Source organism: Chitinophaga oryzae (assembly GCF_012516375.2).
GTDB lineage: Bacteria > Bacteroidota > Bacteroidia > Chitinophagales > Chitinophagaceae > Chitinophaga > Chitinophaga oryzae.
Map to the genome: position 1 here is coordinate 5,560,381 of NZ_CP051204.2, position 26,788 is coordinate 5,587,168.

The window sequence follows — 26,788 nt, forward strand, 5'->3', positions numbered from 1 at the left end:
CTTTACAAATTGAAAGATCTGGTATCTGCTTCCTTCAGCTGCACGTCCTGCCGGTTTACCTGGACATGCACCGCCAGCGCGCTGATAGTAGGCAGCTGGAAGAATGTACTTACCGGAATGTTCACTTCCCAGGTTTCGTGTACGGCCGCCAGGACACGCATCGCTAACAGAGAATGGCCGCCTGTCTCGAAGAAATTATCGTGTACACCAATACGTTGTACGTTGAGCAATTGTTCCCATATCAAGGCAAGCTTTTGCTCTATTTCACCGGCAGGCGCTACGTAGTCCGTAGTGCGCGCAATACCCAGGTCCAACCGTAAAAGGGCTTTCTTGTCTATTTTCCCGCTGGGTGTCAGCGGCAGTTCGTCAAGGAACGTGAGCATGGCAGGGACCATGTATTGCGGCAGCCTGTTCTTCAGCCATGACAACAGGCCATCCTGATCTATACTGCCTTGACGAACGATATAGCCAGTCAACACCTTATCATGCTGGTTGGCAGGATGGACCAGCACCACCGCCTGGCTTACTTCACTGTGTTCTTCTATCACTTTTTCAATTTCTTCCAGCTCAATACGATAGCCACGGACCTTCACCTGTTCATCCACCCTTCCGAGGTATTCTATGTTACCATCATGCAACCATCTGCCGACATCGCCGGTTTTATAAATCCTGTAACCGGACGGCGTCGTGACAAAACTGGCTGCTGTGAGGTCCGGACGATGCAGGTAGCCACGCGCCAGCCCCGGACCGGCTACACATATCTCTCCTTTCACGCCTACCGGGCACAATCCGCCCCAGGTATTCAGAATGTATACCTGCACATTTGCAACAGGCCGTCCTATCACGACTGTATTATCCGGCCTTACCGGGTCGCCGGTGAGCGTAGAACACACGGTATTCTCTGTAGGCCCGTAGGCATTGACCACGCGGATACCTTTTTTCATCATATGACGGGCGTCTTCCACACGCAGGGCTTCACCAGCGGAAACCACTGTTTTCACCGGTCCGAGCACATCTTTCACAACGCGCTGATAAGAAGGCGGCAATGTTACCAGTTCCACCTGCCGGCGTTCCAGCAATGAGGCAAAACGGGCGACCGACAACAGGTCATCTTCCTCCGGCAATACCAGCGTACCGCCACTCATCAGCGTGTTGAATATTTCATAACAGGCCGCATCAAAGCTGAAAGAAGCAAACTGCAATGACCTCATACCAGGCCGTAAATGCAATGCGTCCCGTTGGCTCTGCACCAGGTTGTATAACCCTTTGTGTTCTACCATCACCCCTTTGGGACGACCTGTGGAGCCGGACGTATAGATCACGTAAGCCAGTTGACCAGGGGAAGGACGTGCACCTGGCCCGGTGACAGGATAAGCGTCAATAACAGGCTGCTCATCATCCAGCAGGATAATATCCGGCAGCTGCTCCACCTGCAAACGCTGTATGGTGGCCCTGTTACTGATCAGTAATGCAGCACGTGTATCAGACAACATATACTGTATGCGCTCCGCAGGATATTCCGGATCAACAGGCACAAAAGCTCCGCCGGCTTTCAGGATCCCCATAACGGCAATGATCATTTCCGGTGTACGGTTAATGAATACCGGCACCAATGTCTCTGCTTCCACGCCTTTATCGCGCAGGTAATATGCAAGCTGTGAAGACCGTTCATCAAGCGTTTTATAGGTCAGCACGCTGTCTCCATGCAACACGGCCGGCGCATCCGGACTGCCGGCCACCCATGCGGCAAACAGGTCCAGTGCCGTTTGGCCCGGCTGTAATACATAACTGGCAGCAATATTATTAAAGGCAACGGTCACTTCGTGCGTTTCAGCCGGCGACAACACCGACAATAAAGCCACCGGTGTTTCAGGCGCCCGGAGTATATCCGCCAGCAATTGCTCAAAGTGAGCGGCCATGCGGCTGATCGTATTCCCGCTAAAGAGATCGGTACTGTATTCTATATTACCTTCCAGCCCCTGTGATGTAACCGACAAGATGAATGTAAGGTCAAACCTGGAGGTAGTTTGTTCAGCGGCCACCGGCAACAGGCGGAGGTGCTCCAGCTCCAGCGCGGACGCTTCCGGCATATTCTGCAATACCATCATCACCTGGAAGAGAGGGCTGCGGCTCCGGTCATGCTCTTTTACCGCCACTTCCACCACTTTCTCAAAAGGTGCGTCCTGATGCTCATAAGCATCCAGGGTGGTTTGTTTCACCTGTTGGAGCAGCGCTGTGAAGGCCGGGTTGTCCGCCAGGCTGCTTCTGAGCGCCAGTGTATTTACAAAAAAGCCGATCAGGTTTTCTGTTTCCGCCTGTGTTCTGTCTGCCACGGGACTGCCTACACATATATCCTCCTGGCCGCTGTAATGATATAACAGCACTTTGAAGGCAGCCAGCAACGTCATAAAGAGCGTAACGCCCTGTTGCTGTGAAAAACCCTGCAGCGCGTCCGTCATCTCCTTACTGAGATGAAAATGGCTGGAGGCCCCCCGGCCCGTTTGTACCGCGGGATAGGGATAATCTGTCGACAACTGCAGCGGAGTAGTGCCGGTTAATTTATCTTTCCAGTAATCCAGCTTCCTTTCAAGTACTTTACCGGAGAGATAGTGGCGCTGCCAGATAGCATAATCCGCATACTGGACCTCCAATGCCGGCAGCGATGATTTTCCCGCCGTGCTATAGGCCTTGTACAAAGCTGTCAATTCATTTACGATAACCCTTATTGACCAACCATCTGCGGCAATATGATGCAGGGTCAGCACCAATAGGTGTGTTTCCTCTCCTTCCTGTAGCAGGTGAGCGCGTAACATATAATCTGCCGACAGGTTGAAAGGCATGCGTACCAGTGCATCCACGTCATAGTCCCCGGTGATGACCGTCCAGTCCCAGTTATCTTTTTCAAGGATATGCTGATAAGGCTGTCCGCCGTAGGTACGGATAACAGTGCGCAGCACTTCATGGCGGTTGACAATCTCCTGCAAGGCACTCCACAACGCGCTCCTGTCTAACCTGCCTTCCATGCGCAGGACGGCAGGTATATGATACTGCACGCTTCCTTCCAGCTGGTCGATGAACCATAAACGTTCCTGGCTATACGACAGCGGGAGGTGCTGCGGATATTCCGGCGTCCTGGTCACCGGCGGCAACGTTGCTTTTGCCAGACCGGCCATATACGCTGCCAGCCCGGCAATAGTGGGATGTTCGAATATCTGCCTTACGGGGATCTCCAGTTGTTCATGTTTCCTCAGGGCAGCTGTCAGGCGCATGGCCAGCAGGGAATGCCCGCCAATCTCAAAGAAATTGTCGTGGATGCCTACCGCCTCTATATTCAGTAATTCTCCCCAGATGTCCGCCAGCAACTGTTCCCGCTCATTGCGGGGCGCCATGTAGTTGTCCGCACGCCAGGAGTCGCCGGGAGCAGGCAGTGCCTGTTTGTCTATTTTACCATTAGGAGTAAGCGGGAAACTATCCAGCGTTATCCATATTGCAGGCACCATATAGGCAGGCAGCTGTGCTTTAAGATAAGCGGCAACGCTGTCCCTGTCAAATGTACCGTGGCAGACGATGTAGCCTGCCAGCTGTTTACCGGTGGCCGTGTCTTTCACCAGCACCACCGCCTGTTTAATACCGGGATACTGCTGTAATACATTTTCTATTTCGCCCAGTTCGATGCGGTATCCTCTAACTTTCACCTGGTCATCTGCGCGGCCTCTGTATTCAATGGTACCGTCAGGCAGCCAGCGGCCAACATCTCCGGTGCGGTACATCCTCACCTCCGGACGGAAGGGGTCCGTAACAAAAGATTTAGCCGTCAGCGAAGCCCGGTTGAGATAACCGCGCGCCACGCAAATGCCGGACACGCATATTTCTCCCGGCACCCCTACGGGGCATAAGCCGTTCTGACTATCCAGAATGTATATACGCATATTCTGCAAAGGCTTACCGAGTGGCACATTCAGGCTCTCCGGCGTGTGATGCATCATATGATGGCAGATATCATCGGAAGCCTCTGTAGGACCATAAGCATTTACAACAGGAATATGTCCATACAGCGGATGTTCGAACCACTGCGCCAGTATGTGCCGTGGCAGCACTTCGCCGGTCACCAGCAGGTATCGCAGCTGTTGTAATGCGACCCCGGCCTGCTCCTGCAGCAACGCGCCGAGGTAAGACGGCACTACTTCCCAGATAGTTACCCCATCGCGGTCAATTGCCTGCAGCAGCGACGCAGGCTGTAACACTGCCTCCTCGCTGTAAACAGCCGTAGTACCGCCTGTCAGCAATGCCGACATCATCTGCCAGACAGAAATATCGAATGTCGGCGAAGCGGTATAGGCGACCACGGAAGTATCGGTCATATGCAGGTCGTTTATTTTGGCATAGAGGTGGTTGAGCATGCCTCCATGTTCCACCATAACACCTTTAGGACGACCGGTAGATCCCGAAGTATAGATGACATATGCCAGGTCATGCGAAGCTATCGTATGGGACACCGGTCCCGCAGGATACCCGTCGAGCGTATCTCCCTCGGCATCTATTGAAATAACAGTTATTCCCCCGGAAATATCATGCTTTCTGTTCCTACCCGTTACGACGATCCCCGCAACGGTATCATCCAGGATATACTGTATCCTGTCGGCAGGGTAATCAATATCCATTGGCACATAAGCCCCTCCCGCTTTCATAATGCCCAGTATGGCGATGAGCATTTCCGGTGAACGCTCGAGGCATATCGGAACCAGCGTGTCCGTGGTAACGCCCAGCTCCCGCAGGCAATGCGCCAACCGGTTAGAATGCGCGTCCAGCTGAGCATATGACAGGCGTCGCCCGTCCATGATGACGGCTGTGGCATCCGGCCTCCGGGAAGCCTGTTTACCTATCAGCTCAACCAGGTTGCTGTCTGCCGGGTATTCCCTTATCGTATCATTGAACGTATCAGTCAGCTGTATTCTTTCTGATGGCGTAATGCAGTTTAAGGCGCCGAGGTGGCTGGCCTGCTGTGTTACTATTTGTGTAAACACCTGTTCAAAATGGCCGGCAATTGCGCCTACATAGCCATCCTCCAGCAGGGAGGCATTATAGCTGAAGCGTACCGTTATTTTTTCACCGGTGGAGATGGCGATACTGAGCGGGTAGTTGGTCTGCTCATCCATCTCTACATTGCCGGCTTTCAGCTTCCACGGCTGTACGGCCAGCAGATGGTTCACCGGGTAGTTTTCAAATACGAGCAAGGTATCAAAGAGATCGCCGGGGATGCCTGCCCACCGTTGTATGTCTATCAGGGAAGTATACTGGTAGCTACGCACCTGTGTTTGTTTAGCCTGCAGCTCCTGCAGCCAGGGAACAATTTCCCGGGATTCGTCTACGGCGGCATGCAGAGGAAGTGTATTGATGTAAAGTCCCACCCGCTGTTCTACACCTTCCAGGTCAGCCGGCCGGCCTGATACCGTCACGCCGTAGGCCACCTGCCGGTTACCGGTATAACGGTACAGCAGGAAGGCCCACAGCCCCTGCATCAGTGTATTCTGCGTAATATGGTGGTGATGCGCAAAACGCTCTGCGGCAGCCGCTTCCATGTAGATGATATGCTCCCTGTATTCGCCGGTACCCTTATTCCTTGCTGCGGTAGTGCCAATGAACGGCAACAGGCAGCCTTCGTGCATGCCCGATAAATACTCTTTCCACCACAGCTCTTCGGTCTGCCTGTTCCGGCGATGCAGATAACGTATATAATCCTCATAGCGGTCCTCCGCCACAGGCGCCGGCTGGCTGCCGGTGGCCAGCGCTTCGTAGGTTTGCAGCAATGCTTCCATCAATACGGGGATAGACCAGCCGTCCAGCAGAATATGGTGGAAAGTCCATTGCAGCCTGTATTTCTCATGACTAAGCCGCAGCAAGGTGATGCGCATTAGCGGCGGCGCGGTGAAGTCGAAGCCCCTGGCCCTGTCTGCCGCGCTGAAGGCTGCTACCGCCTCCTGCTGCCCGCCGGGGGACATATGCCGGTAATCAATAACGGTTACCGGTATACGTATATCCTTGTATACACATTGTACGGGAATACTGAAGGCGTCACTGTAAAAGGCAGTACGCAGAATGCTGTGACGGAGCAGCACTTCATTCCAGCTTCGTTCGAGCAGGTCCGGCTGCACGTCTGTCAGCTCGCAGGCGAACTGGTCGATATAAGCTCCCACGCCTTCATCAAACAGGTTATGGAACAACATACCCTCCTGCAGGCTGCTCAATCTGCTCATACCACTCATGTAAAAGCGCCTGGTGGCATCCTGGTAAGGTGCGTCCATGAAACTGTCCAGCTCTTTATTGCTGATCACGTCTCCCAGGTCGTAGTCGGCAGGGGTAAATACAGGGGTTTCTACTGATAAACACTGATCTATCAATGCTTCCAGGCACAGGCAATATTTTTCCGCCAGGAGATGAACACTATCTGCTTCAAAATGATGCCGGCTGTATCCCCACTGCAATACCAGCTCCCCGCCTTGCACCACCGCATTCACGGCCAACAGATGCTGTACCGGTAAGTCCCCGCCCGCAACAGTATCCAGCGGCTCGCCGGCAATACGCAGGAAGCTTTCTCTTTCAACAATATTATCCGACTGGCCCAGGTAGTTGAACACCACCTGCCAGGGATCCTTTTCCTGTAAGGGTTCCAGCCTGTTGATATATTTCAGTACGCCGTAACCCAGCCCTTTGTCCGCTATTTTACGCAGCTGTTCTTTCACATCTTTCAACAGTTGCTCGTACGAACCGTTGAGGTCCACTTCCAGCAATACCGGGAACAGACTGGTAAACCAACCCACCGTGCGGCTGGTATCTACCGCCTCGCTGATATGCTCACGGCCATGCCCCTCCAGGCCTATCATTACCTGCCCGTTATTATTCCATCCGGACAATGTATGTGCCAGCGCTGCCAGCAGCAGGTCGTTGATCACCGTATGATATGCCTGCGGAACATCCTGCAGCAGCTGCCTGGTGCGATGGGCATCCAGGCGAACCGTATGGCCCTTCATATCGGCCATGGTAACGGGCGCATCGGTGACTTTATCGGTACGTAACGGTACATTCCTCTTCACTGTTTGTGTCCAGTAGGACTGCTGGCCCAGCAACCGCCTGCTGCCGCTGTAATGGGTAAGCGCCTGGTACCATTCCCTGCAGGAGCTGCATTTTGCGCCGATGTCGCCGCCCTGCAGCAACAGGGCCAGGTCTTCCAGCAGGATACGCCAGGATACACCATCTATGACGAGGTGGTGAATAGTCAGCAGCAGCCTGTTCCCGCTTGTTTCAGCCGGCGTTTGTATAAATACCGCGTTACACAGTATGCCCCGGGCAATATCAAGACTATACTGGCTGCTATCGTGTATATCCCTGATAGCTGCCGGTAGCTGCGCTGAGGTAATATGCCGTAAATCTGCTATCACCAACTGTCCTTCATAGGTACCGTACACCTGCTCCCATTCAGATCCGTTTCTGTTAAAAGTAAACCGCAGCGCATCATGGTACCGGTGCAGTTGTTTGATCGCTGTGTCGACCGCCGTGGCGGTAATGGATTTATCTATATCCAGCAGAACACTTTGGTTAAAAGGTATCCGCGTATCTGAAATATTCCCGAAGTACCATTGCTGTATGGGCAATAACCCGCTGCTGCTGGTCAGTTTGCCCTGCTCAGCATTACTGGTCGCTCCCTCCTGTGAATAGTATTGTGCGGAAATCTTTTCAATCGTCTGATTTTCAAAAATATCGCCCACCTTCAGTTCAAAGCCCGCACGCCGTATACGGCTGACCATCTGGATCACAATAATGGAATCGCCGCCCAGTTCAAAGAAGTTATCGTGTATCCCTACCTGTGGTACACCGAGCAATTCCTGCCAGATGCCGGTCATTGTTTCTTCCAGCGCATTACGCGGCGCCACGAAAGAAGAAGCAACGGGTATCTCTTTTTCCGGTGCAGGCAGGGCTTTCTTGTCAATCTTCCCATTGGCATTCAGCGGCAGGGACTCCATCTCTATAAGGAAAGAGGGCACCATATAATCCGGAAGGCGCTCTTTGAGGTAGTCCAGGATGATTGTCCTGTCGAATGTATGCTGAGGCACGACGTAAGCTGCCAGGTGCTTATGCTGATGCACGGCGTCAGAAACAGCCATTACAAAGGCCTGTTTCACCTGCGGGCACTGCAGCAGCACACTTTCAACCTCTCCCGGTTCTATGCGGTAGCCACGGATCTTCACCTGGTCATCTGCACGGCCCATGAAGGTGATGTTGCCATCCGCTTCACGGCGGGCCAGATCTCCCGTCCGGTAAATACGTCCTCCTTCGACGAACGGATCCGCCAGGAACCTGGCGGCAGTCTGTTCTTCATTGTTCAGATAACCACGCGCCACGCCGGCTCCTCCGACATACAGTTCTCCTGTTACGCCTACCGGCGCCGGCTGCATCAAACTGTCAAGAACATAGGCCGTTCTGTTGCTTAATGGCACTCCTATCGGCGTAACTGTGCGGAGGCCGTACAGGTCTATGCGGTAGCTCAGCGAGAAGGTGGTATTCTCTGTCGGTCCGTAGATATTGCTCATGGCAATAGCAGGATAAGCCGCCCGTAGTTTTTCCACATGTTTTTCGGACATCTTCTCTCCCCCTGTCAATATCGCATCCATGCCCGCAAACACGGTAATATCGGTATCTACCAGCTGATTGAACCAGCTGGTGGTGAAGAACATTTTATTGACACCTTTGCTTTGCAGTTCTTCTTTCAATACAGCGACGTCCAGCAGATCATGTTCGCGGCTCAGCACCAGCCGGCCGCCGTTCAACAGCATGCCCCAGTATTCAAAAGTGGTAGCGTCAAAGGACACCGATCCTGCCGACAGGATAGCGTCCGATGGCTCAAAGGTGATATAACCAGGATCACAAATCAGGCTGGTGACGTTCCGATGCTCCACCAGCACCCCTTTGGGGCGGCCGGTAGACCCGGACGTGTACATCACATACGCCAGGTTGTCTGCACGTACGTCAACAGCAGGGCCGCCTGACAATGACGGAACATCTGTGAGTGTGTCTATGCATATTATTTCCTGTTGCGGCTGCAGTGCGTTAAGCCGCGCGTTGTTCCTGCTGTTGGTGATCAGCAACGGGCCTCCCAGGTCAGACAGGATATAGCTGATCCGGTCGTCCGGATAGTCCGGATCTATCGGCGCATAAGCGCCGCCGGCCTTCAGGATGGCCAGCAGGACCACTATCATGTCCGGCGAGCGGTGCATACATACCGGCACGAGGGTTTCAACGGTCACGCCCTTGCTGTGAAGATAACGGGCAAGCCTATCCGAACGCTCATCCAGCACAGCGTAGGTAAGCGAGGTGTCTTCAAATACCACCGCAGTAGCTTCCGGCCTTTGTGCCGCCTGTATCATGAAAAGGTCCGGTATAGTGGCCGTTGCGGGATAATCCACGACAGTAGCATTGAAGCCATACAGCAGCTGGCTTTTTTCTTCGGCGGTCAATATGCTGATGGCATCAAGGCGTATTGCCGCTTTATGAATGATTTGCAGCAATGCCTGTTTAAAATGGGCAGCGATGCGGGATGCATCATCATCACTGAGCAGATCACTGTTATAGTTGAACGCCAGGCGGGTCTTGTCACCCATTGTTACGATGATGGTCAGCGGATAATTGGATATCGGGTCTGCCGCTACTTCGCTGATCCGTAAGGACCAGTTCTGCGACGCCAGTACATCGCTCACGGGGTAGTTCTGGAATGCCAGGGCGCTGTCAAACATATCGCCGGTAATACCGGTGAGCCGCTGCACATCATTTAACGATGCATACTGGTATTCCCTGCTATTCAGCTGGTCTGCCTGCAGTTCCTGCAGCCAGGCGCTGATTTCCCGCTCTCCGCTGACGGTCACCTGCAACGGTACCGTATTGATATACATGCCTACCCGCTGCTCTATGCCCGGCAAGGATTCCGGCCTGCCGGACACCGTGATGCCATACACCACCTGCCGGCTGCCGAGGTATTTATATAACAGGAACGCCCACACTCCCTGCATCAGCGTATTGACCGTGATACGGTGTTGTTGTGCATACTGCGACAACACCGCCGTAACCGCCGCATCCAGGTCCACTTCGGTTTCCCGGAACAGGCCGATCCCTTTAGTACTCTGCGCTCCATCGATGAAAGGCAACAACGTGCCTTCCGTCTGATGCCGCAGGTAATGGCGCCAGTATTGTTCTTCAGCAGCCTTGTCCTGCCGGTAAATAAAACGGATATAATCTTCATACCTGTCTTCAGGTACTACTACCGGTTGTTCTCCCTTGAGTAAAGATCCGTACACTTCCAGCAGCTCCTGCACCAGCACGGGGAATGACCAGCCATCCAGCAACAGGTGATGCGAAGTCCATAATAAACGATAACGGCCGTCACCAAGGCGGACAAGCGTAATCCGCATCAGCGGCGCGGTACCGAGATCGAATCCCTGCCGCAGATCGGCTTCCTCAATGGCCTGTAGCTGCGATGCCGTTCCGGCGTCATGTATCGCTACCGGCAGCGTCACCTGGTGATACACGCACTGTACCGGCACATTAAAGGCGTCATAGTAAAAAGCGCTGCGCAGGATGGTGTGATGCTGCAACAGGTAATCCCAGCATTGCAGGAATACTTCTTCGTTTACATTCTCCAACGTACATTTAAACTGCTCTATATACGTTCCCGCCCCCTCATCATACAAGCTATGGAAAAGCATTCCCTCCTGCAGGCCGCTCAGGCGGTATAAAGCAGCCACCTGGCTTCTTCTGGGCATACCGTTGTAACCGGCATCCAGGAAACTGTCCAGTTCCCGGTAATCCACCCAGCGCTCGAGGCCATAATCAGATGGTGTATAGGCTGGCGCCTGCGCAATACAATGGTGGACAACAGCTTTAAGGATGGCGAGATAGGCGTCTGCCAGCGCGGCGATCGTTGCCCTATCATAATGCAGACTGCTGTACCCCCAGTGCAGTATGAGTTCTCCGTTCTGCACGGCGCCATTGATAAATATTTTATCGTGAAGAATAAACCCTTCTCCTACCGGATTACCGGCAGCTTCTTTCGCCATCCTGAGATAGCCGGATTCCTGCACCAGGTTGTCTGATTGCCCCAGGTAATTAAATCCGATCTCCCATGGGTCTTTCCCCTGCAGGCTGTCTGCCCGGTTGATATATTTCAGCACCATATATCCGACGCCGTTATCTTCCGCTTTACGCAGCTGCTCTTTCACTGATTTTACCAGGGAAGCAATATCTGTGGTACTGTCAGGCCGTAACAACACGGGGTACATACTGGTGAACCAACCCACGGTACGACTGGTATCGATACCAGGAAGAATATCTTCACGTCCATGGCCTTCCAGCCCGATGACGACGCTGCGGCTCTTGTTCCAGTCACATACCGCAGCCGCGAGGGCGGCCAGCAGGACATCATTGATATCCGTGTGATAGGCGCGGGACACTTCCTGCAGCAGATATCTCGTTTGCACGGCATCCAGACGGACCTCGCAGGTCCCGGTGTCTTTCATGGTCACCGGCGCTTTCACCTCCCGGTCTACCCTGAGCGGCGTATGGAATTGCCTGATTTCCTCCCAATGCTGGCGCTGCCGCAGCAACTGCGGCGACTGTCCATAATCTGCCAGGGCATCATACCACTGCCGGTAGGAACTTGTTTTGGGGCCCAGTGTGATTTCGGGAGAAACGTGAACATCGCTATTCAGCAATAACGAAAGATCTTCGAGCAGAATACGCCAGGAAACGCCATCCACCGCCAGGTGATGGACCACTAACAACAATCTGTTGTTTTCTGTTCCGGGTGCTGTCTGTAACAGCAATGCACGGAACAGCACCCCTGCCCCGGGATCAAGACTACGCTGGTACTTATCGCCCAGGGTATTAATCCTGGTGGCCAGCTCACTGTCCGGGGAATCTGAGACATCTACCGTTTCCAGCCCGGCGATATAATTTCCGTAAATCTGCTGTATGCCGCCGGCATGATCTGTATACATAAACCGGAGGGCATCGTGGTAGACGGCCAGTTGTTGTATGGCTTTATCCAGTTTTTTAACGGAGATGTCTTTTGATACTTCCAGCAGTAAATGCTGGTTAAAATGCGCGCCGCTTTGTCCGTTGGTATCAAAGTACCATTGCTGTACCGGCAACAGTCCGGCAGCGCCGGTCAGTTGTCCCTGTTCGGCAGTAATCTGTTGTTGGGCATTCTCCTGTAACAGCTCACTCAACGCGGCTATCGTCTGGCTGCGGAAAAGGTCCCGTGGCTGTAATATATAGCCGGCGCGCTTAGCCCTGCTGACTACCTGGATGGTGATAATTGAATCACCGCCAAGTTCAAAGAAATTATCGTGTATACCTACCTGTGATATGCCCAGCAGGTCCTGCCAGATGCCTGCCAGCACAGCTTCCATTTCATTGCGGGGCGCGGTATAGGTATTATGGGAAAGCTCATTGGCGTCCGGGTCCGGGAGCATTTTACGGTCTACCTTCCCGTTGACGGTGACCGGCAGTTTCTCCAGTTGCTGCAGGATGCCCGGCACCATATATTCCGGCAGCCTTGCCTTCAGGTGCGTAAGGATAGCTTCACGGTCAAAGGCGGCACGGGGCACCACGTAAGCGACCAGGCGTTTGTTATTGAATTCATCCGTTTTCACCGCTACAGCTGCCTGCTCCACCCATTCGCATTCCTGCAAAACGGTTTCTATTTCTCCCAGCTCAATCCTGAATCCGCGTACCTTTACCTGGTCATCCTTCCTGCCGGCGTATTCGATGTTTCCATCCGCCAGCCATCTCCCAAGATCACCGGTTTTATACATCCGGCCACTGAATCTTGTATTATAGTGGTTTTTAATAAATTTTTCCTTTGTCAGGTCCGGCCGGTTCAGATAACCTCTGGCCAATGCGGCGCCACTGACACAGATCTCACCGGGTATACCAATAGGACACAACCTTCCGTTCCCGTCCAGGATATGCACCTGCACATTGTGAATCGGCTTGCCAATGACTACCCGGCCATCTATTACCGGCTGCCGTGCTATGGTCACGGTAACCGTATTCTCCGTAGGGCCGTAACCGTTCAGCACCCGGATACCTTTAGCACTGATATACAGACCGTCTTCCTTATTGAATGCCTCTCCTACCGAGATAATTGTCTTCAGGGGGCCAAGCATATCCCTGATAATATGCAGGTAGGAAGGTGGTAAAGCGGCCACCGCTACATGATGCCTGTGTATCAGGGCGGTAAAGCTTTCGGCGGATAAAAGGTCGTCTTTCTTCGGCAGTACCAGTATGCCGCCATTCAATAACGTATTGAATATCTCGTAGCAGCTGCCATCGAAGCCGAAGGATGCAAACTGCAGCACGGGCGTACCTGTCCTGATGTTCAGCACATCCCGCTGTGAATACGCCAGGTTTACAATTCCCCGGTGTTCCACCAGCACGCCTTTGGGCCTGCCGGTTGAACCAGAAGTGTAGATCACGTAAGCCAGTTGCCCCGAACCAAACAGCGGCAAGGTAATAGCTGCTGTCGCCGCCGTTTGCCGGATATCTCCATCCAGGCATATTACCTCCATGGCCTCCGGGAAACGATGCCTGCAGGCGCTGCTGCTAACGGCGATACCGGCAGCGGTATCTTTCAGTATATAACGGATGCGTTCATCCGGGTATTCCGGATCAACAGGCACATATGCTGCGCCCGCCTTGAGTATCCCTAATATACCGATGATCATTTCCGGAGAACGCTCTGTACAGATGGGCACTAACGTCTCAGGCTGCACGCCCTCGCTGCACAAATAACGCGCAAGCGCCGACGAACGTTCATCCAGTTCCCGGTAGGTCAGCAGCTGCGATTCATACACCAGCGCCACCGCTTCCGGCGTGCGTAACACCTGTTGCTCAAACGTATCAATGATATTCTGGTGCAGCGGATAGCCGGCTTCCGTATCATTGAACTGCCAGCGCAGCATTTTTTCTTCTTCAGGAGGCAATATATTCAGCGCGCTGATATTCGCATGCGGGTCCTGCACGATCGCTTCGAGCAAAACCTCCAGGTGTGCTGCCATCCGGCGGATAGTATCAGGACGGAACAGATCCGTGCAATATTCCAGGCTGACAGACAACCCTGTTGCCTCTTCATTGACGGATAAAGTCAGATCATATTGGGAAGTAGCCCTTTCCACAGGCTGCTCTTTTAATTTCAGCGCACCTAACTGTATTTCAGGCACCTCAGGCGTATTCTGTAATACAAACATTACCTGAAATACCGGACTATGGCTCATATCGCGGGCAACCGCCACCGCATCCACCACTTTCTCAAATGGTATTTCCTGGTGCTCCCAGGCATTGAGGGTGGTCCTTTTCACCTGCTGCAGCAGGGATACAAATGACGGATCTCCTGACAGGTTACTCCTGAGGGCAAGGGTATTAATGAAGAAGCCTATCAGATGCTCTGTTTCCTGGTGCGTTCTGCCGGCGACAGGCGTACCTACGCAGATATCCGTTTCGCCGCTGTAGCGATGGAGCAATACCTTAAAGGCTGTCAGCAATGTCATGAATAAAGTACTGCCCTCCTTGAGGGAAACAGACTTCAAACTTTCCAGCAAAGGCTTTTTCAGGCGGAACTGATAAATCGTTCCGCGGGTGCTCTGTTCTGCCGGGCGCGGATAATCAGTGGGCAATTCCAGTACCGCCACCCCGGCCAGCTGCTGTTTCCAGTAGGCTGCTTTTTCTTCCAGTATTTTTCCGGTGAGATATTTTCTTTGCCACAATGCGTAATCGGCGTATTGTACGGGTATCTCCGGCAGTTGTACAGGCGTACCGGTGGTATAGCGCTTATACCAGGCGACCAGTTCTTTCACAATAACGCTTACCGACCAGCCGTCGGCGGCAATGTGATGCAGGGTTAGCACCAGTATGTGCGTATCTTCCGGCATACGGACAAGATGTCCCCGTAGCATATAATCTGCCGAGAGATCAAAAGGATGATGGATGATATCGTGGATGGCGGTGCTGCTCAATGGTCCGTCAATGCGGTCCAGCAGCCAATTGCCGCCAGGCAGGACCTGCTGGAAAGCGGTCCCGTTTTCCTCTGTCATTATGGTGCGTAATACTTCGTGCCGGTCTACGATAGCACGGAGCGCCTGTTCCAGGGCAGCTATATCAAGATCGCCTTTCAATTCCAGTATGGCCTGCATATGAAACTGTGTGCTTCCGCTAAGCCTGTCAATGAACCACAAGCGTTCCTGGCTATACGAAAGCGGTATGCGGTCAGGACGCCCGCCTGCTGTAATAGCAGGTAAGCGGTCCTCCTGTGTAAGCCCTGATATAAACGATGCCAGCTCCGCTATTGTCGGATATTGGAATAACGATCGGATGGGAAGTTCCACCTGTAAACGGTTACGCAATACCGCTGCTTCACGCATCGCCAGCAAGGAATGACCACCCAGCTCAAAGAAATTATCGTGAACGCCTATATGACCCACACCCAGCAATTCTTCCCAGATGTCCACCAGCAGGGTTTCCAGCGGACCAGACGGCGCTGTGTATACCCGTTGGCCTCCTGTGCCCGGATCAGGCGATGGGAATGCACCTCTATCCAATTTTCCGTTGGCAGTCAGCGGGAATGCGTCCAGCTCAACGATAAACGAGGGGACCATATAATCAGGAAGCCGCTGTTTGAGAGAAGAGCGGATATATTCCTGGCTGTAATCTTCAGCGGGCACGATGTAAGCCACTAACTGCTTCCCGCTTCCGGCATGGGTACGTACGGTTACCAAAGCCTGTTTTACACCGGAGAGCTCCTGCAACACATGCTCTATTTCCCCGGGTTCTATGCGATAGCCGCGGACCTTCACCTGGTCGTCGATGCGGCCCATGTAGGTGACGAGACCATCTGCTTCCCGGCGGGCAAGGTCCCCGGTCCGGTAGATACGTTCCCCTTTCACAAATGGTGATGACAGGAAACGGTCCGAAGTCAACTGCGGATCGTTGAGGTAACCACGCGCCACCCCGGCGCCACCCACATACAATTCGCCGATTACGCCTAACGGCACCGGCTGCATTGAACTGTCCAGGATATACGCCGTTCTGTTTGACAGCGGTACACCTATCGGTATAATCGCCCGCAGATCATTGGCGTCGACACGGTAGCTCAGGGAGAAGGTGGTGTTCTCCGTCGGGCCATAGCCATTACCCACCCCTATCGATGGGTATGCGGCCAGTAATTTCTCCACATGTTTTTCCGACAGCTTCTCGCCTCCTACCAGGACGACTTCCAGGCCCGAAAAAACGGTAATATCGGTATCCACCAGCTGATTGAACCAGCTGGTCGTAAAGAACATTTGTGTTACCCCTTTGCTTTGCAGCTCTTCCTTCAACATAGCCACATCCAGCAGCTCATGCTCCCGGCTTAGTACCAGGCGGCCGCCATTGAGCAGCATGCCCCAGTATTCAAAGGTCGTTGCATCAAAAGACACAGACCCGGCCGACAGGATAGCGTCTGCCGGCGTATGTGAAATATAACCGGGATTACATACCAGGCTGGTTACATTATGATGCTCTACCAGCACTCCCTTCGGGCGGCCGGTAGAACCAGAAGTATACATCACGTATGCCAGGTTATCTGCATGTAGCTCCACGGATGCGAGGTCCACGGATGCCGGAACATCCGCCAGGGCGTCAATGCACACTATCTCCTGATCAGGCTGCAGCGATGCCAGCCTGCCGCTTTGATCACTGACGGCGATCAGCACCGGTCCTCCCAGGTCAGACAGGATATAGCGGATACGATCATCCGGATAGTTAGGGTCTATGGGCGCATAAGCGCCGCCAGCCTTCAGGATCGCCAGCAGTGCCACGATCATGTCCGGAGAACGGTGCATACATACAGGCACCAGTGTTTCGGTGACAATGCCCTTGTCCCGGAGATAACCCGCCAGCCTATCGGAACGTTCATCCAGCGCTGCGTACGTAAGTGTGGTATCTCCAAACACGACTGCCGTCGCCTCCGGGCGAAGAGCAGCCTGCTGCCGGAAGAGGTCCGGTATAGTAGCGGCAGAAGGGTAATCGGCAGCGGTGGCATTAAAGCCCAACAACAACTGTTGCTTCTCTTCCTCCTCCAGCATCGGCAAAGCTCCTACCGTGGCGGACGGCGTAGCCACCACGGCATGCAACAGCTGCCGGAAATGACCGGCCATCCGTTCAATGGTCGCCGCTTCGAAAAGATCGGTGCAATATTCCACTGCCAGCTTCAATCCCTGCTGCACTTCACGGACAGAGAAAGTAAGATCGAATTTGGCGGTATGGGTTTCTACTTCAGCGCCCGTAACCTGCAAACCGTCCAGCCGGAGCGCATTCAGCTCCGGCGTGTTCTCCAGCGTGAACAGCACCTGGAATAATGGATGACGGGCCAGGTCTCTTTCCAGCCCCAGTGCTTCCACTACTTTTTCAAAGGAAACATCCTGGTTGTCATAGGCGTTCAGCGTAACCTGCTTCACCTGTTGCAGATAAACAGCAAAAGGAAGGTCCGGACGAAGACTGGTACGCAGAGCGAGCGTGTTGGTAAAGAAACCGATAAGCGGCTCTGTCTCTGCAGTTGTTCTTCCGGCCACCGGCGTGCCCACGCAGATATCTTCCTGGCGGGCGTAGCGGTGCAACAACACCTTGAAAGCAGCCAGCAGCAGCATGTACAGCGTTACGCCCTCCTGGCGGGCCAGCGTTTGCAAATCGGTATGCAGCGTTTTGTCCAGCAGGAAAACACGGGTAGCGCCACGCGTACTTTGTACCGCAGGCCTTACATGATCTATGGGTAAGTCCAGCGACGCAGTACCGGTCAACTGATCTTTCCAATAGCCCAATTGTCTCTGAATAGCATCCCCTGACAGGTACTCCTGCTGCCAAAGCGTATAATCCGCATATTGTAATTCAATGGGAGGAAGTTGTATGCTGGTACCAGTGGCATAGGCATTATACAATTCCTGCAGCTCCTTTATGAGAATGCCCGTTGACCAGCCATCGCCGGCGATATGATGAATAGTGAGCACCAATGTATGACGGGTATCGTGGTGGCGGACCAGGTGCACCCTCAGCATATGGTCTTTCTTCAGATCAAACGGCTGATCCGTCAGCGCTTTCATCTCTGCTGCCGACAATGCATGATCTGTCTCTTGCCACTGCCAGGCATCTTTTTCCAGCACGCGCTGGTAGTCATTTCCTTCTGCTTCCTCCACCACCGTACGCAACACCTCGTGCCTGTTGACGATATCCTGTAATGCAGCCTGCAATGCAGCCTTGTTCAGTGTACCCTCGAGTATTAATACGCCGGATATATGGTAATGTACGCTGCCCTCCAGCTGATGAATGAACCACAAACGCTGCTGGTTATACGAAAGCGGAATACGTTCAGGGCGCGGTAATGTGCGGACAGCCGTAATGTCGCCGGGCTGCGCCTGTTCCCGGATACAGGCAGCCAGCTGTATAACCGTGGGATACCTGAAGATGGTATTTACAGACAACGTCACCTGCAATTCCTTACGCAATGCTGCCACCAGCCTCATAGAGAGCAGCGAATGTCCGCCGGCGGCAAAGAAATCGTCGTATATGCCTATCCGTGGTACATTCAGCAGCCGTTCCCATATAGCGGCCAGTTTGGCTTCGGTGGCATTCCGCGGGGCAACGTACGCTTGCTCGGGCAGCAGCGCGGCCGGCCCGGACAATGCTTTACGGTCCACCTTTCCATTCACCGTCAGCGGAATTTCCGATAATTCGATCAGTAACCTGGGCACCATGTATTCCGGCAGTCTTGCTTTCAGCCAGTCCAGGATACCCTCTTTATCGAAGGCACCCTGTGGCTCCACATAGCCCACCAGTCGCTTCATATCAGCTCCGTCTGATATCGCCAGCACCACGGCCTGGTTCACCAGTTCGCATTGCTGCAGTACGTTTTCAATCTCTCCCAGCTCAATGCGGAAACCACGGATCTTCACCTGGTCGTCTATGCGGCCGAGATATTCCAGCGTACCGTCAGGCAGCCAGCGGCCGAGGTCCCCCGTACGGTACAACCGCTCGCCCGGCCGGAACGGACTGGCAATGAATTTAGCAGCAGTAAGCGCTGGTCGGTTGAGATAACCGCGCGCCAGCCCTGCGCCTCCCACGTACATTTCACCCGCTACGCCCAATGGCAATAAATATCCGTCGGCATCCAGTATATAAAGGCTCAGCGTTGGAATGGGCTTACCTATCACACTGCTGCTGCTCAGCTGGTCCGGGAAAAGTTCTTTATAGGTGACATGCACCGTCGTTTCTGTGATGCCGTACATGTTAATCAACCTGCATGAGTGATATTGCTGCATCCACGGTTTTACCTTTGCCGGGTTGAGCGCTTCGCCGCCAAAGATCACATAACGGACCGGTATGACGTCCGTGTTTGGCACCAGGTAATCCTGCAACACATAGAAAGCAGATGGCGTCTGGTTCAGGATAGTCACGCCCCGGGCCTTTATCAGTTCACCGAAAGCGGCGGTGTCCTGCGCAATATTCTTCGGCACTATCACCACCTTTCCGCCGTAGAACAATGCACCATACATTTCCCATACGGAAAAGTCAAAACAGAAAGAATGGAACATCGTCCATACATCGTTTTCATTAAAATCATACAGCGGGGTATCTGTCTCAAACAGCCTCACCACATTTCTATGCTCTATCATCACGCCTTTGGGCTTGCCGGTAGAGCCGGAGGTATATATCACATAGGCCAGGTGATGTCCCTGGAGGCCTGATTCCACAGCGGTTGACGGGAAACTGTTCAGCAGCTCCCCCGATACATCCAGCAACAAGATCTCCGGTGAGAGGTCCACACCGGTAAACAAGCTTTCATGCTTACGGTGTGTTACCAGGAACCGGGCGCCTGTATCTTCTATCGTAAACCGGATACGCTCTGCCGGGTAATCGGGGTCCACCGGTACATAGGCGCCGCCGGCCTTCAGGATGCCCACTATGGCGATGATCATATCCAGTGAGCGTTCCAGGCAGACAGGCACCAACACGTCCGGTCCTACGCCTTTCGTCCGCAGGTAATGCGCGAGCTGGTTGGTACGGCTATCCAGCTCACCGTATGTCAGCACTTCTTCTTCAAACAGCACCGCCGGTGCATCCGGCCTGCGCAAAGCCTGCGCGGACAGGAGGTCTACCATCGTCACGTCCGGATAGGAGGCAGCCGTTGCATTAAAATCTTCCAGTAATGTTATCCGCTCATCAGCAGTGATCAGGTCAATGTCCTGCAGTGTGGCAGTATTGGCAAGAACAATCTGCCGCAGTACCTGTTCAGTATGTTTTGCGATCGCCTGCACATAGGCGCCATCCAACAAAGTTTCATTATAACTGAACTGTACCTGCAGGGTATCAGTTGCCATCACCACAATGGTCAACGGGTAGTTGGATTGTTCCTTCATCTCCAGGTTATCCATCTGCAATAGCCAGTGGTGCGAATCCAGGACCCTGTTCACCGGGTAATTTTCAAACACCAGCAGGGTGTCAAACAACTCGCTGCCGATACCTGTCCATCGCTGTACATCACTTAGCTCAACGTGCTGGTAACGCCGGCTCTGCAACTGGCTTTCCTGCAAGTCAAGCAACCATTCACCGACAGGTATATTGTTATTAACAGTGGTATATAATGGTATCGTGTTGATGAACAACCCGGCGCGCTTTTCTATATCCGCTAATCCTTCCGGCCTGCCAGAGACGGTAACGCCGTAAACAACCTGTTCGCTGCCCGTATAACGGAATAACAGGTACGCCCACACGCCCTGTATCAGGGAATTCAGCGTAACACGGTGCTGTTGTGCGTAACGCGTGATCTGCGCCATGAATGTGGCATCCGCTTCGAAGGTGAGCTGCCGGAATTGCCCGGTACTGCGGGTACGGTTAGCCGTCCCGGAAATAAAAGGCAGTAATCCGGGGGAAGACACCCCCTGCAGATATGCTTTCCAGTATTTCTCTTCCGCACCGGTATCACGATGCCGGAGATAATGGATGTATTCAGCATAGCGGTCTTCTTTTTGTAAATCGATGGTTTTGCCCGCTGACAGCAACTCATAAGTTTGCAGTAATTCTTCCAGCAACACCGGAACGGACCAGCCATCCAGCAGGATATGATGGAATGTCCATATCAGGCGGTAAGCGTTATCGTCCACCTGTATCAGCGAGATACGCATCAGGGGCGCTTCGCTAAAGTCGAATCCCTGCCGGCGGTCGTTTTCGATGTATTGTTGTATCGCCTGCTCCTGATCGGCTGTTTTACGATAATCGAGCAGGATGAACGGCAGTACTGATGACCGATACACCGCCTGCACCGGCACACTGCAGACATCGTGACAGAATGCAGTCCGGAATATCGTATGGTGGCGGAGGAGCGCGTCCCAACTTTGACGGAACAATGAGATATCCACCCGGGAAACGGTGGCTATGAACTGATCGATATAAGCACCGCCCTGCTCATGGTAGAGACTATGAAACAGCATCCCTTCCTGCAGGCTGCTCAGCCGGTACAGGTCTGCCAACTGTGACCGCCTTACGGCGCCATTAAACGGCGCATCCAGGAAACGGTCCAGCTCCTCGTTGGTCATCACCCCTTCCAGGCCGTAGTCAGCAGGAGTAAATACAGCTCCTGCTGCCGCCTGCTCCACACAATGAGCAATCAGATCGGATAACTTTGACAGGAAGATCTCCGCAAGGGATCTAACAGTATCTTCTTTAAAATGGCGGGAGCTATATTGCCACTGCATTTGCAGTACCCCTTCCATCACTACACAGTTTAGGACAAGCTTCTCTTTCACCAAGAGTCCATCGCCGGCATGAGCGCCAAATATTACTTCATTATCAAGCTGACCGAGATAGTTAAAGAGGATATCCCATTGCGTCTCCTGCTGCAGGGAGGGGGTCTCGTTCAGGTAACGCAATACGCCATAACCCAGCCCTTTGTCAGGCGTTCTGCGTAGTTGTTCCTTCACTTCTTTCAACACATCCGCCACCTGCTTTTCCGCTGGCAACGATAACGCTACCGGGGCAATGCTGGTAAACCAGCCTACCGTGCGGCTGATATCCAGTTCCGCGATTCCGTCTTCCCGGCCGTGGCCTTCCAGGCCGATTACTACATTGCTGACGCCACGCCACTCCTGCAGCGTTAGCAGCAACGCACAAAGCAGGATATCATTACTATTGGTGTGATAAGCTTTGGGCACTTCCTGTAAAAACTGACGGGTACGGCTAATATCGAGCGAGCTTGTTACGGTAGCCATATCCTTCACCGTTATCTCGCCTGCGTAGTTATTATCCGTCGGTAAAGGGTGGTATTGCTGTATCACCTGTTCCCACCAGGTTTGTTGCTCCAGGAGCGCGGGCAGGGTGCTGTATTGTTCCAGTGCCTTATACCATTGGCGATAAGAGGCTGTCTTAGTACCGGGAATATCAGCATGTTGCAGCAGTAATTGCAGGTCTTCCAGCAGGATGCGCCATGAAACGCCATCTACCGCCAGGTGATGCACCACCAGCAGCAGGTGATTGCTGCTTTTATCCCCGGAGGTACATAGGGCCGCCTTCAGCAGTATACCTCTTTGTATATCCAGGCCGGATGCAAGTTTACGGGAGAAAGTAACGATCTTCTGTATAACAGCTTTCTCCTCTGCTGCCGGCTGGGATAATGTTTCGATATCCCCGCTATAGGTGCCATAAACCTGTTTTCCGTTGTTATAGCTGAAACGCAGTGCATCGTGCCAGAGCAGCAGGCCTTTGACCGCAAGGCCCAGATCCGCTGCAGTGAGGTGTTTGTCCACCTTTACAATCACATATTGATATAAAGGGTCAGTGCCGTTACCGGACAGTTCGTGATACCACTGTTGTACGGGCAATAATCCGCTTTCACCGGCAAGCACGCCCTGCTCCGCAGTCGATGCCTGTTGACGGCGGCTGCTTACAATAGCCGCCAGCGCTGAAATATGCTGGGCGGCAAATATATCTTTGGGCTGCAGCTCATAACCAAGGCGTTTCAGCCGGCTGACGATCTGCAATGTATTGATGGAGTCACCCCCCAATTCGAAGAAATTATCGTATATGCCCACCCGTTGTATGCCCAGCAGCTCCTGCCAGATGCTTACCAGTGTTGTTTCCACGTCATTCCGTGGCGCTACATAATCATTGATTTGCAGGGCTTCGATATGCGGGTCCGGGAGGGCTTTTCTGTCTGTTTTACCATTGACAGTCAGCGGAATCTCCGCTATTTCCACAAACAATACCGGCACCATATATTCCGGCAGCAGCTTTTTGAGGAAAGTCGTCAACGCATCCTTATCAACCAGGGTTAGCGGCACTATGTAAGCGACAATACGTTTATTGCCCTGCCGGTCTTCGTTTAGCACCACGGCCGCCTGGCGGATACCCGGATAACGCAGCAGGGTATTTTCGATCTCACCCAGCTCCACACGGAAACCACGGATCTTCACCTGGTCGTCTATACGGCCCAGATATTCGATGTTGCCATCAGGGAGCCAGCGTGCCAGGTCGCCGGTTTTGTACAGCCGGCCGCGTGGTCCGTTAATAAATCTTTCTTCCGTGAGTTCCGGGCGGTTCAGGTAGCCCCGTGCCACCTGCACGCCGCCTATATGCAGTTCACCGGCAATGCCCACCGGCAGCAGCGCGCCCTCACTGTTGAGTATATGTATCTGTGTATTCGATACCGGTTGACCTATCGGTACGATGTTGTTTTTATAATGATGGGGAGCATGCCAGCAGGTAACGTCTATCGCGGCCTCCGTGGGGCCATAAAGGTTATACAACTCCGCACCAGGCAACTTTAACTGCAGGTCCTGCACCTGTTGAGGCTTCAGGGCTTCGCCACTGCATATAATCCTGGTGAGGGGTAATGATTCCCCATCAGCCAGGCTGTCCAGGAATACCTGCAACATCGACGGTACAAAATGGACCGTACTGATATTATAATGCCGGATCACGTCTTTCAGGTAGTCCGTATCTTTTTGTCCCTGAGGACGTGCAAACACCAGACGCGCGCCTGTGATCAGCGGCCATAACAGTTCCCATACAGATACGTCAAAACTGAAGGTGGTTTTCTGCAGCACCCCTTCCCCTTTATTCAAACCAAAGCGGGACTGTTTCCACAGTAACCTGTTAACGATACCCCTGTGTTCATTCATTACTCCTTTGGGCTGGCCGGTAGATCCTGACGTATATATCACGTAAGCCAGATGATGGGGCTGAAGTCCTGCATCCACGGCTGTTGATGGGAAACGGTCCAGTATCTCCGCCGATTCATCCAGCAACAGTATTTCCGGCGATATGTTCATCTCCGTGAGCACTCCCTCATGCTTACGATGCGTTAGTAACAAACCGGCTCCCGTGTCGGTTATCATGAACCGGATGCGTTCAGCCGGGTAGTCCGGGTCCACGGGCACGTAAGCGCCGCCGGCCTTAAGGATACCTACTATGCTGATGATCATATCCAGTGAGCGTTCCAGGCAGACAGGCACCAATACGTCCGGCCCTACGCCTTTTGTGCGCAGGTAATGCGCCAGCTGGTTAGTACGTTTATCCAGTTCCCTGTAAGTCAGCAATTCATCATCCAGCAATACTGCGGAGGCTTCAGGCGTCCGCAATACCTGTGCAGCGATCAGGTCTACCAGGGTAACATCTTCATAAGGTACGGTAGTGGCGTTAAAACTATCCAATAACCGGTGTTCCGCTTCCGGTACCACATTTATGTCAGCGACCTTCCCGTGCAGATGATCGTTGAATTGCCGGAGAATAAAGAACAAACGTTCCGTCAGTAGTTCTATATCTTCTGCAGTAAAGTACTGCCTGTTAAAATCTATCCTGAGTTGTAATGCCTGTTGTTTGCCATAATCCCGCCACCAGAGCTCGAGCGGGTACCTGCCGTAACCCACCGGTATGTCATAGGTAGCTGCCTGCACCTCCTCTCCCAGATCAAGCCCCAGGTCCAGCGCCGCATAGTTGACCACCACTTCCAGCAGGTGGTCATCGGCAGCATTGATTTTAAAATGACGGCTCAGGTCACCTATCAGGTATTGCTGGTGGCGGTAGTCTTCCCGCTGTGCAACCGCAATCTCTTTGATCATTTCCAGGACGGTAAGCTCGGGATTATACGTTCCCTTATAAGGCAATATACTGGTAAACATGCCTACAATGCTTCGCAGCTGTTTGTTCCTGCGTTTATGCAGCGGTGTACCGACAAGCAATTCTGTGGCGCCGGAGGTACGCGCGAAATACACCATTAAGGCCGCGATGCTGAGCTGTTGCAGGCTGCAGCCGGTTTGTGCGAGCAAGCTCTCCAATACTGCCATCATACCGGCATCGGGGTCTGTTATCAAAGTACCACTTCTACTGCCGGCTGTCGCCGGCTGCTGATATCGTGGCTGAAATAATTTCCGCGGAGCTTCGGCTATTTTGTTTTTCCAGTAGGCGGCATCCTTTTGATAAGCGGCACTGTGATAATAAGTGTCCGCATTGATGGCCTCCTCCCTGTAGGAAGGGTAATTAAACGATCTCTCTTTGCCTGATATCAATGCATTATACCGGCTACTGATGTACTGATGCTTCGCGGAGATACCGAAACCATCCGTGATTAGGTGATGGTATTTAAAATAGTACCAGTATTCTTCCCCGGATATCTTGAGGAGATATTGCTCGAACAGCAGGCTATCCTTATTAATAATGAAAGGCTCATGGGTACGTGCTTCCATCCACTGCATAGCGGCGGCAGCACCTTTATCGCTAAAATCCAATGCAGGCAGGTCCGCCTTACGGAAGTCATCCGCAAAATATACACCGGACGCTTCCTGCGAGGGATCAAAACGCATACGGAATGCGTCAAATACTTCAGGCAAGGAACAAACAACGGCGGTGAATTTTTCAACATCAAGACATCCGGTTATTTTCGTATAACCACCAATGTTATAATAAGTACTATCTGTATTAATCAGCTGATCCTTGTATACATCGTACTGAGACGGATGTAATGGGCATAATACTCTTGACATAGTCTTTCTTTTTACTATCTAAATGGGTGTAAAAATGTAATTGAAACCTGTGACAGATAGGAAGTAGCGGCAAATGCGGTATATAATCCGCAGCAGCAGAATGGTTATTTTGAGTTGATGGTAAATAAAATTAATTGCTTCATCGAAGCAATACAGCTCTCACAGCAGCTTTCATAAGTGTCTGCAAGTATTTCAGTCAGTCGACTGAATAAGAAAGTTTCCGGGGCTCCCTGACAGTTATCGTCAACATAGGAATAGTAACCTCCGCATGGTGGTTCAAAAAAGGGTCTTATTCAATTTCAACTGCTAAATAAATGCACTTATCAGAAAGCTGCGCTCATACAACAGCATTGAACGTTGCAGGTACGATCTATTTCCGTAATGGGTATATCTTTCATAAGACTATGGTAAAGCATATAGAATTTAGATTTAGTTCGCCATCCTCTTCAGTGACACCGGTGGCTGGTGCATAATCCCTGACTTTCCTGCAAAATAAATTATTCGAAATGCAATGTAACATCAGCGGGGAAAGTTTCATGATAAATTTCGGTGTTGGGGGGATGATGGCGGTGAACTATTGCGGGGATTAGTACGATGGAGCGGCTGGGCGGGTGTGGGATTTTGTGTGTATGGCCGGAGTTTGAACCGGCCGTATATTTTATTTTTTGAGACTGTAAAATAAA

Annotated in this window: 1 protein-coding gene; it reads right to left on the reverse strand. The window is 52.7% G+C overall.

All coding sequences use genetic code 11. The features are described from left to right. Positions 1-2: 2 nt before the first annotated feature. Positions 3-26,105 carry a non-ribosomal peptide synthase/polyketide synthase gene (locus HF324_RS21980; RefSeq protein ID WP_168860840.1) on the reverse strand — a complete coding sequence of 8,701 codons (26,103 nt, stop codon included), beginning with the start codon at positions 26,103-26,105 and terminating at the stop codon, positions 3-5. Positions 26,106-26,788: the final 683 nt, after the last annotated feature.

Excerpts from the sequence above, each read along its gene's own strand:
- HF324_RS21980 (WP_168860840.1), bottom strand. The coding sequence starts at position 26,105 with ATGTCAAGAGTATTATGCCCATTACATCCGTCTCAGTACGATGTATAC.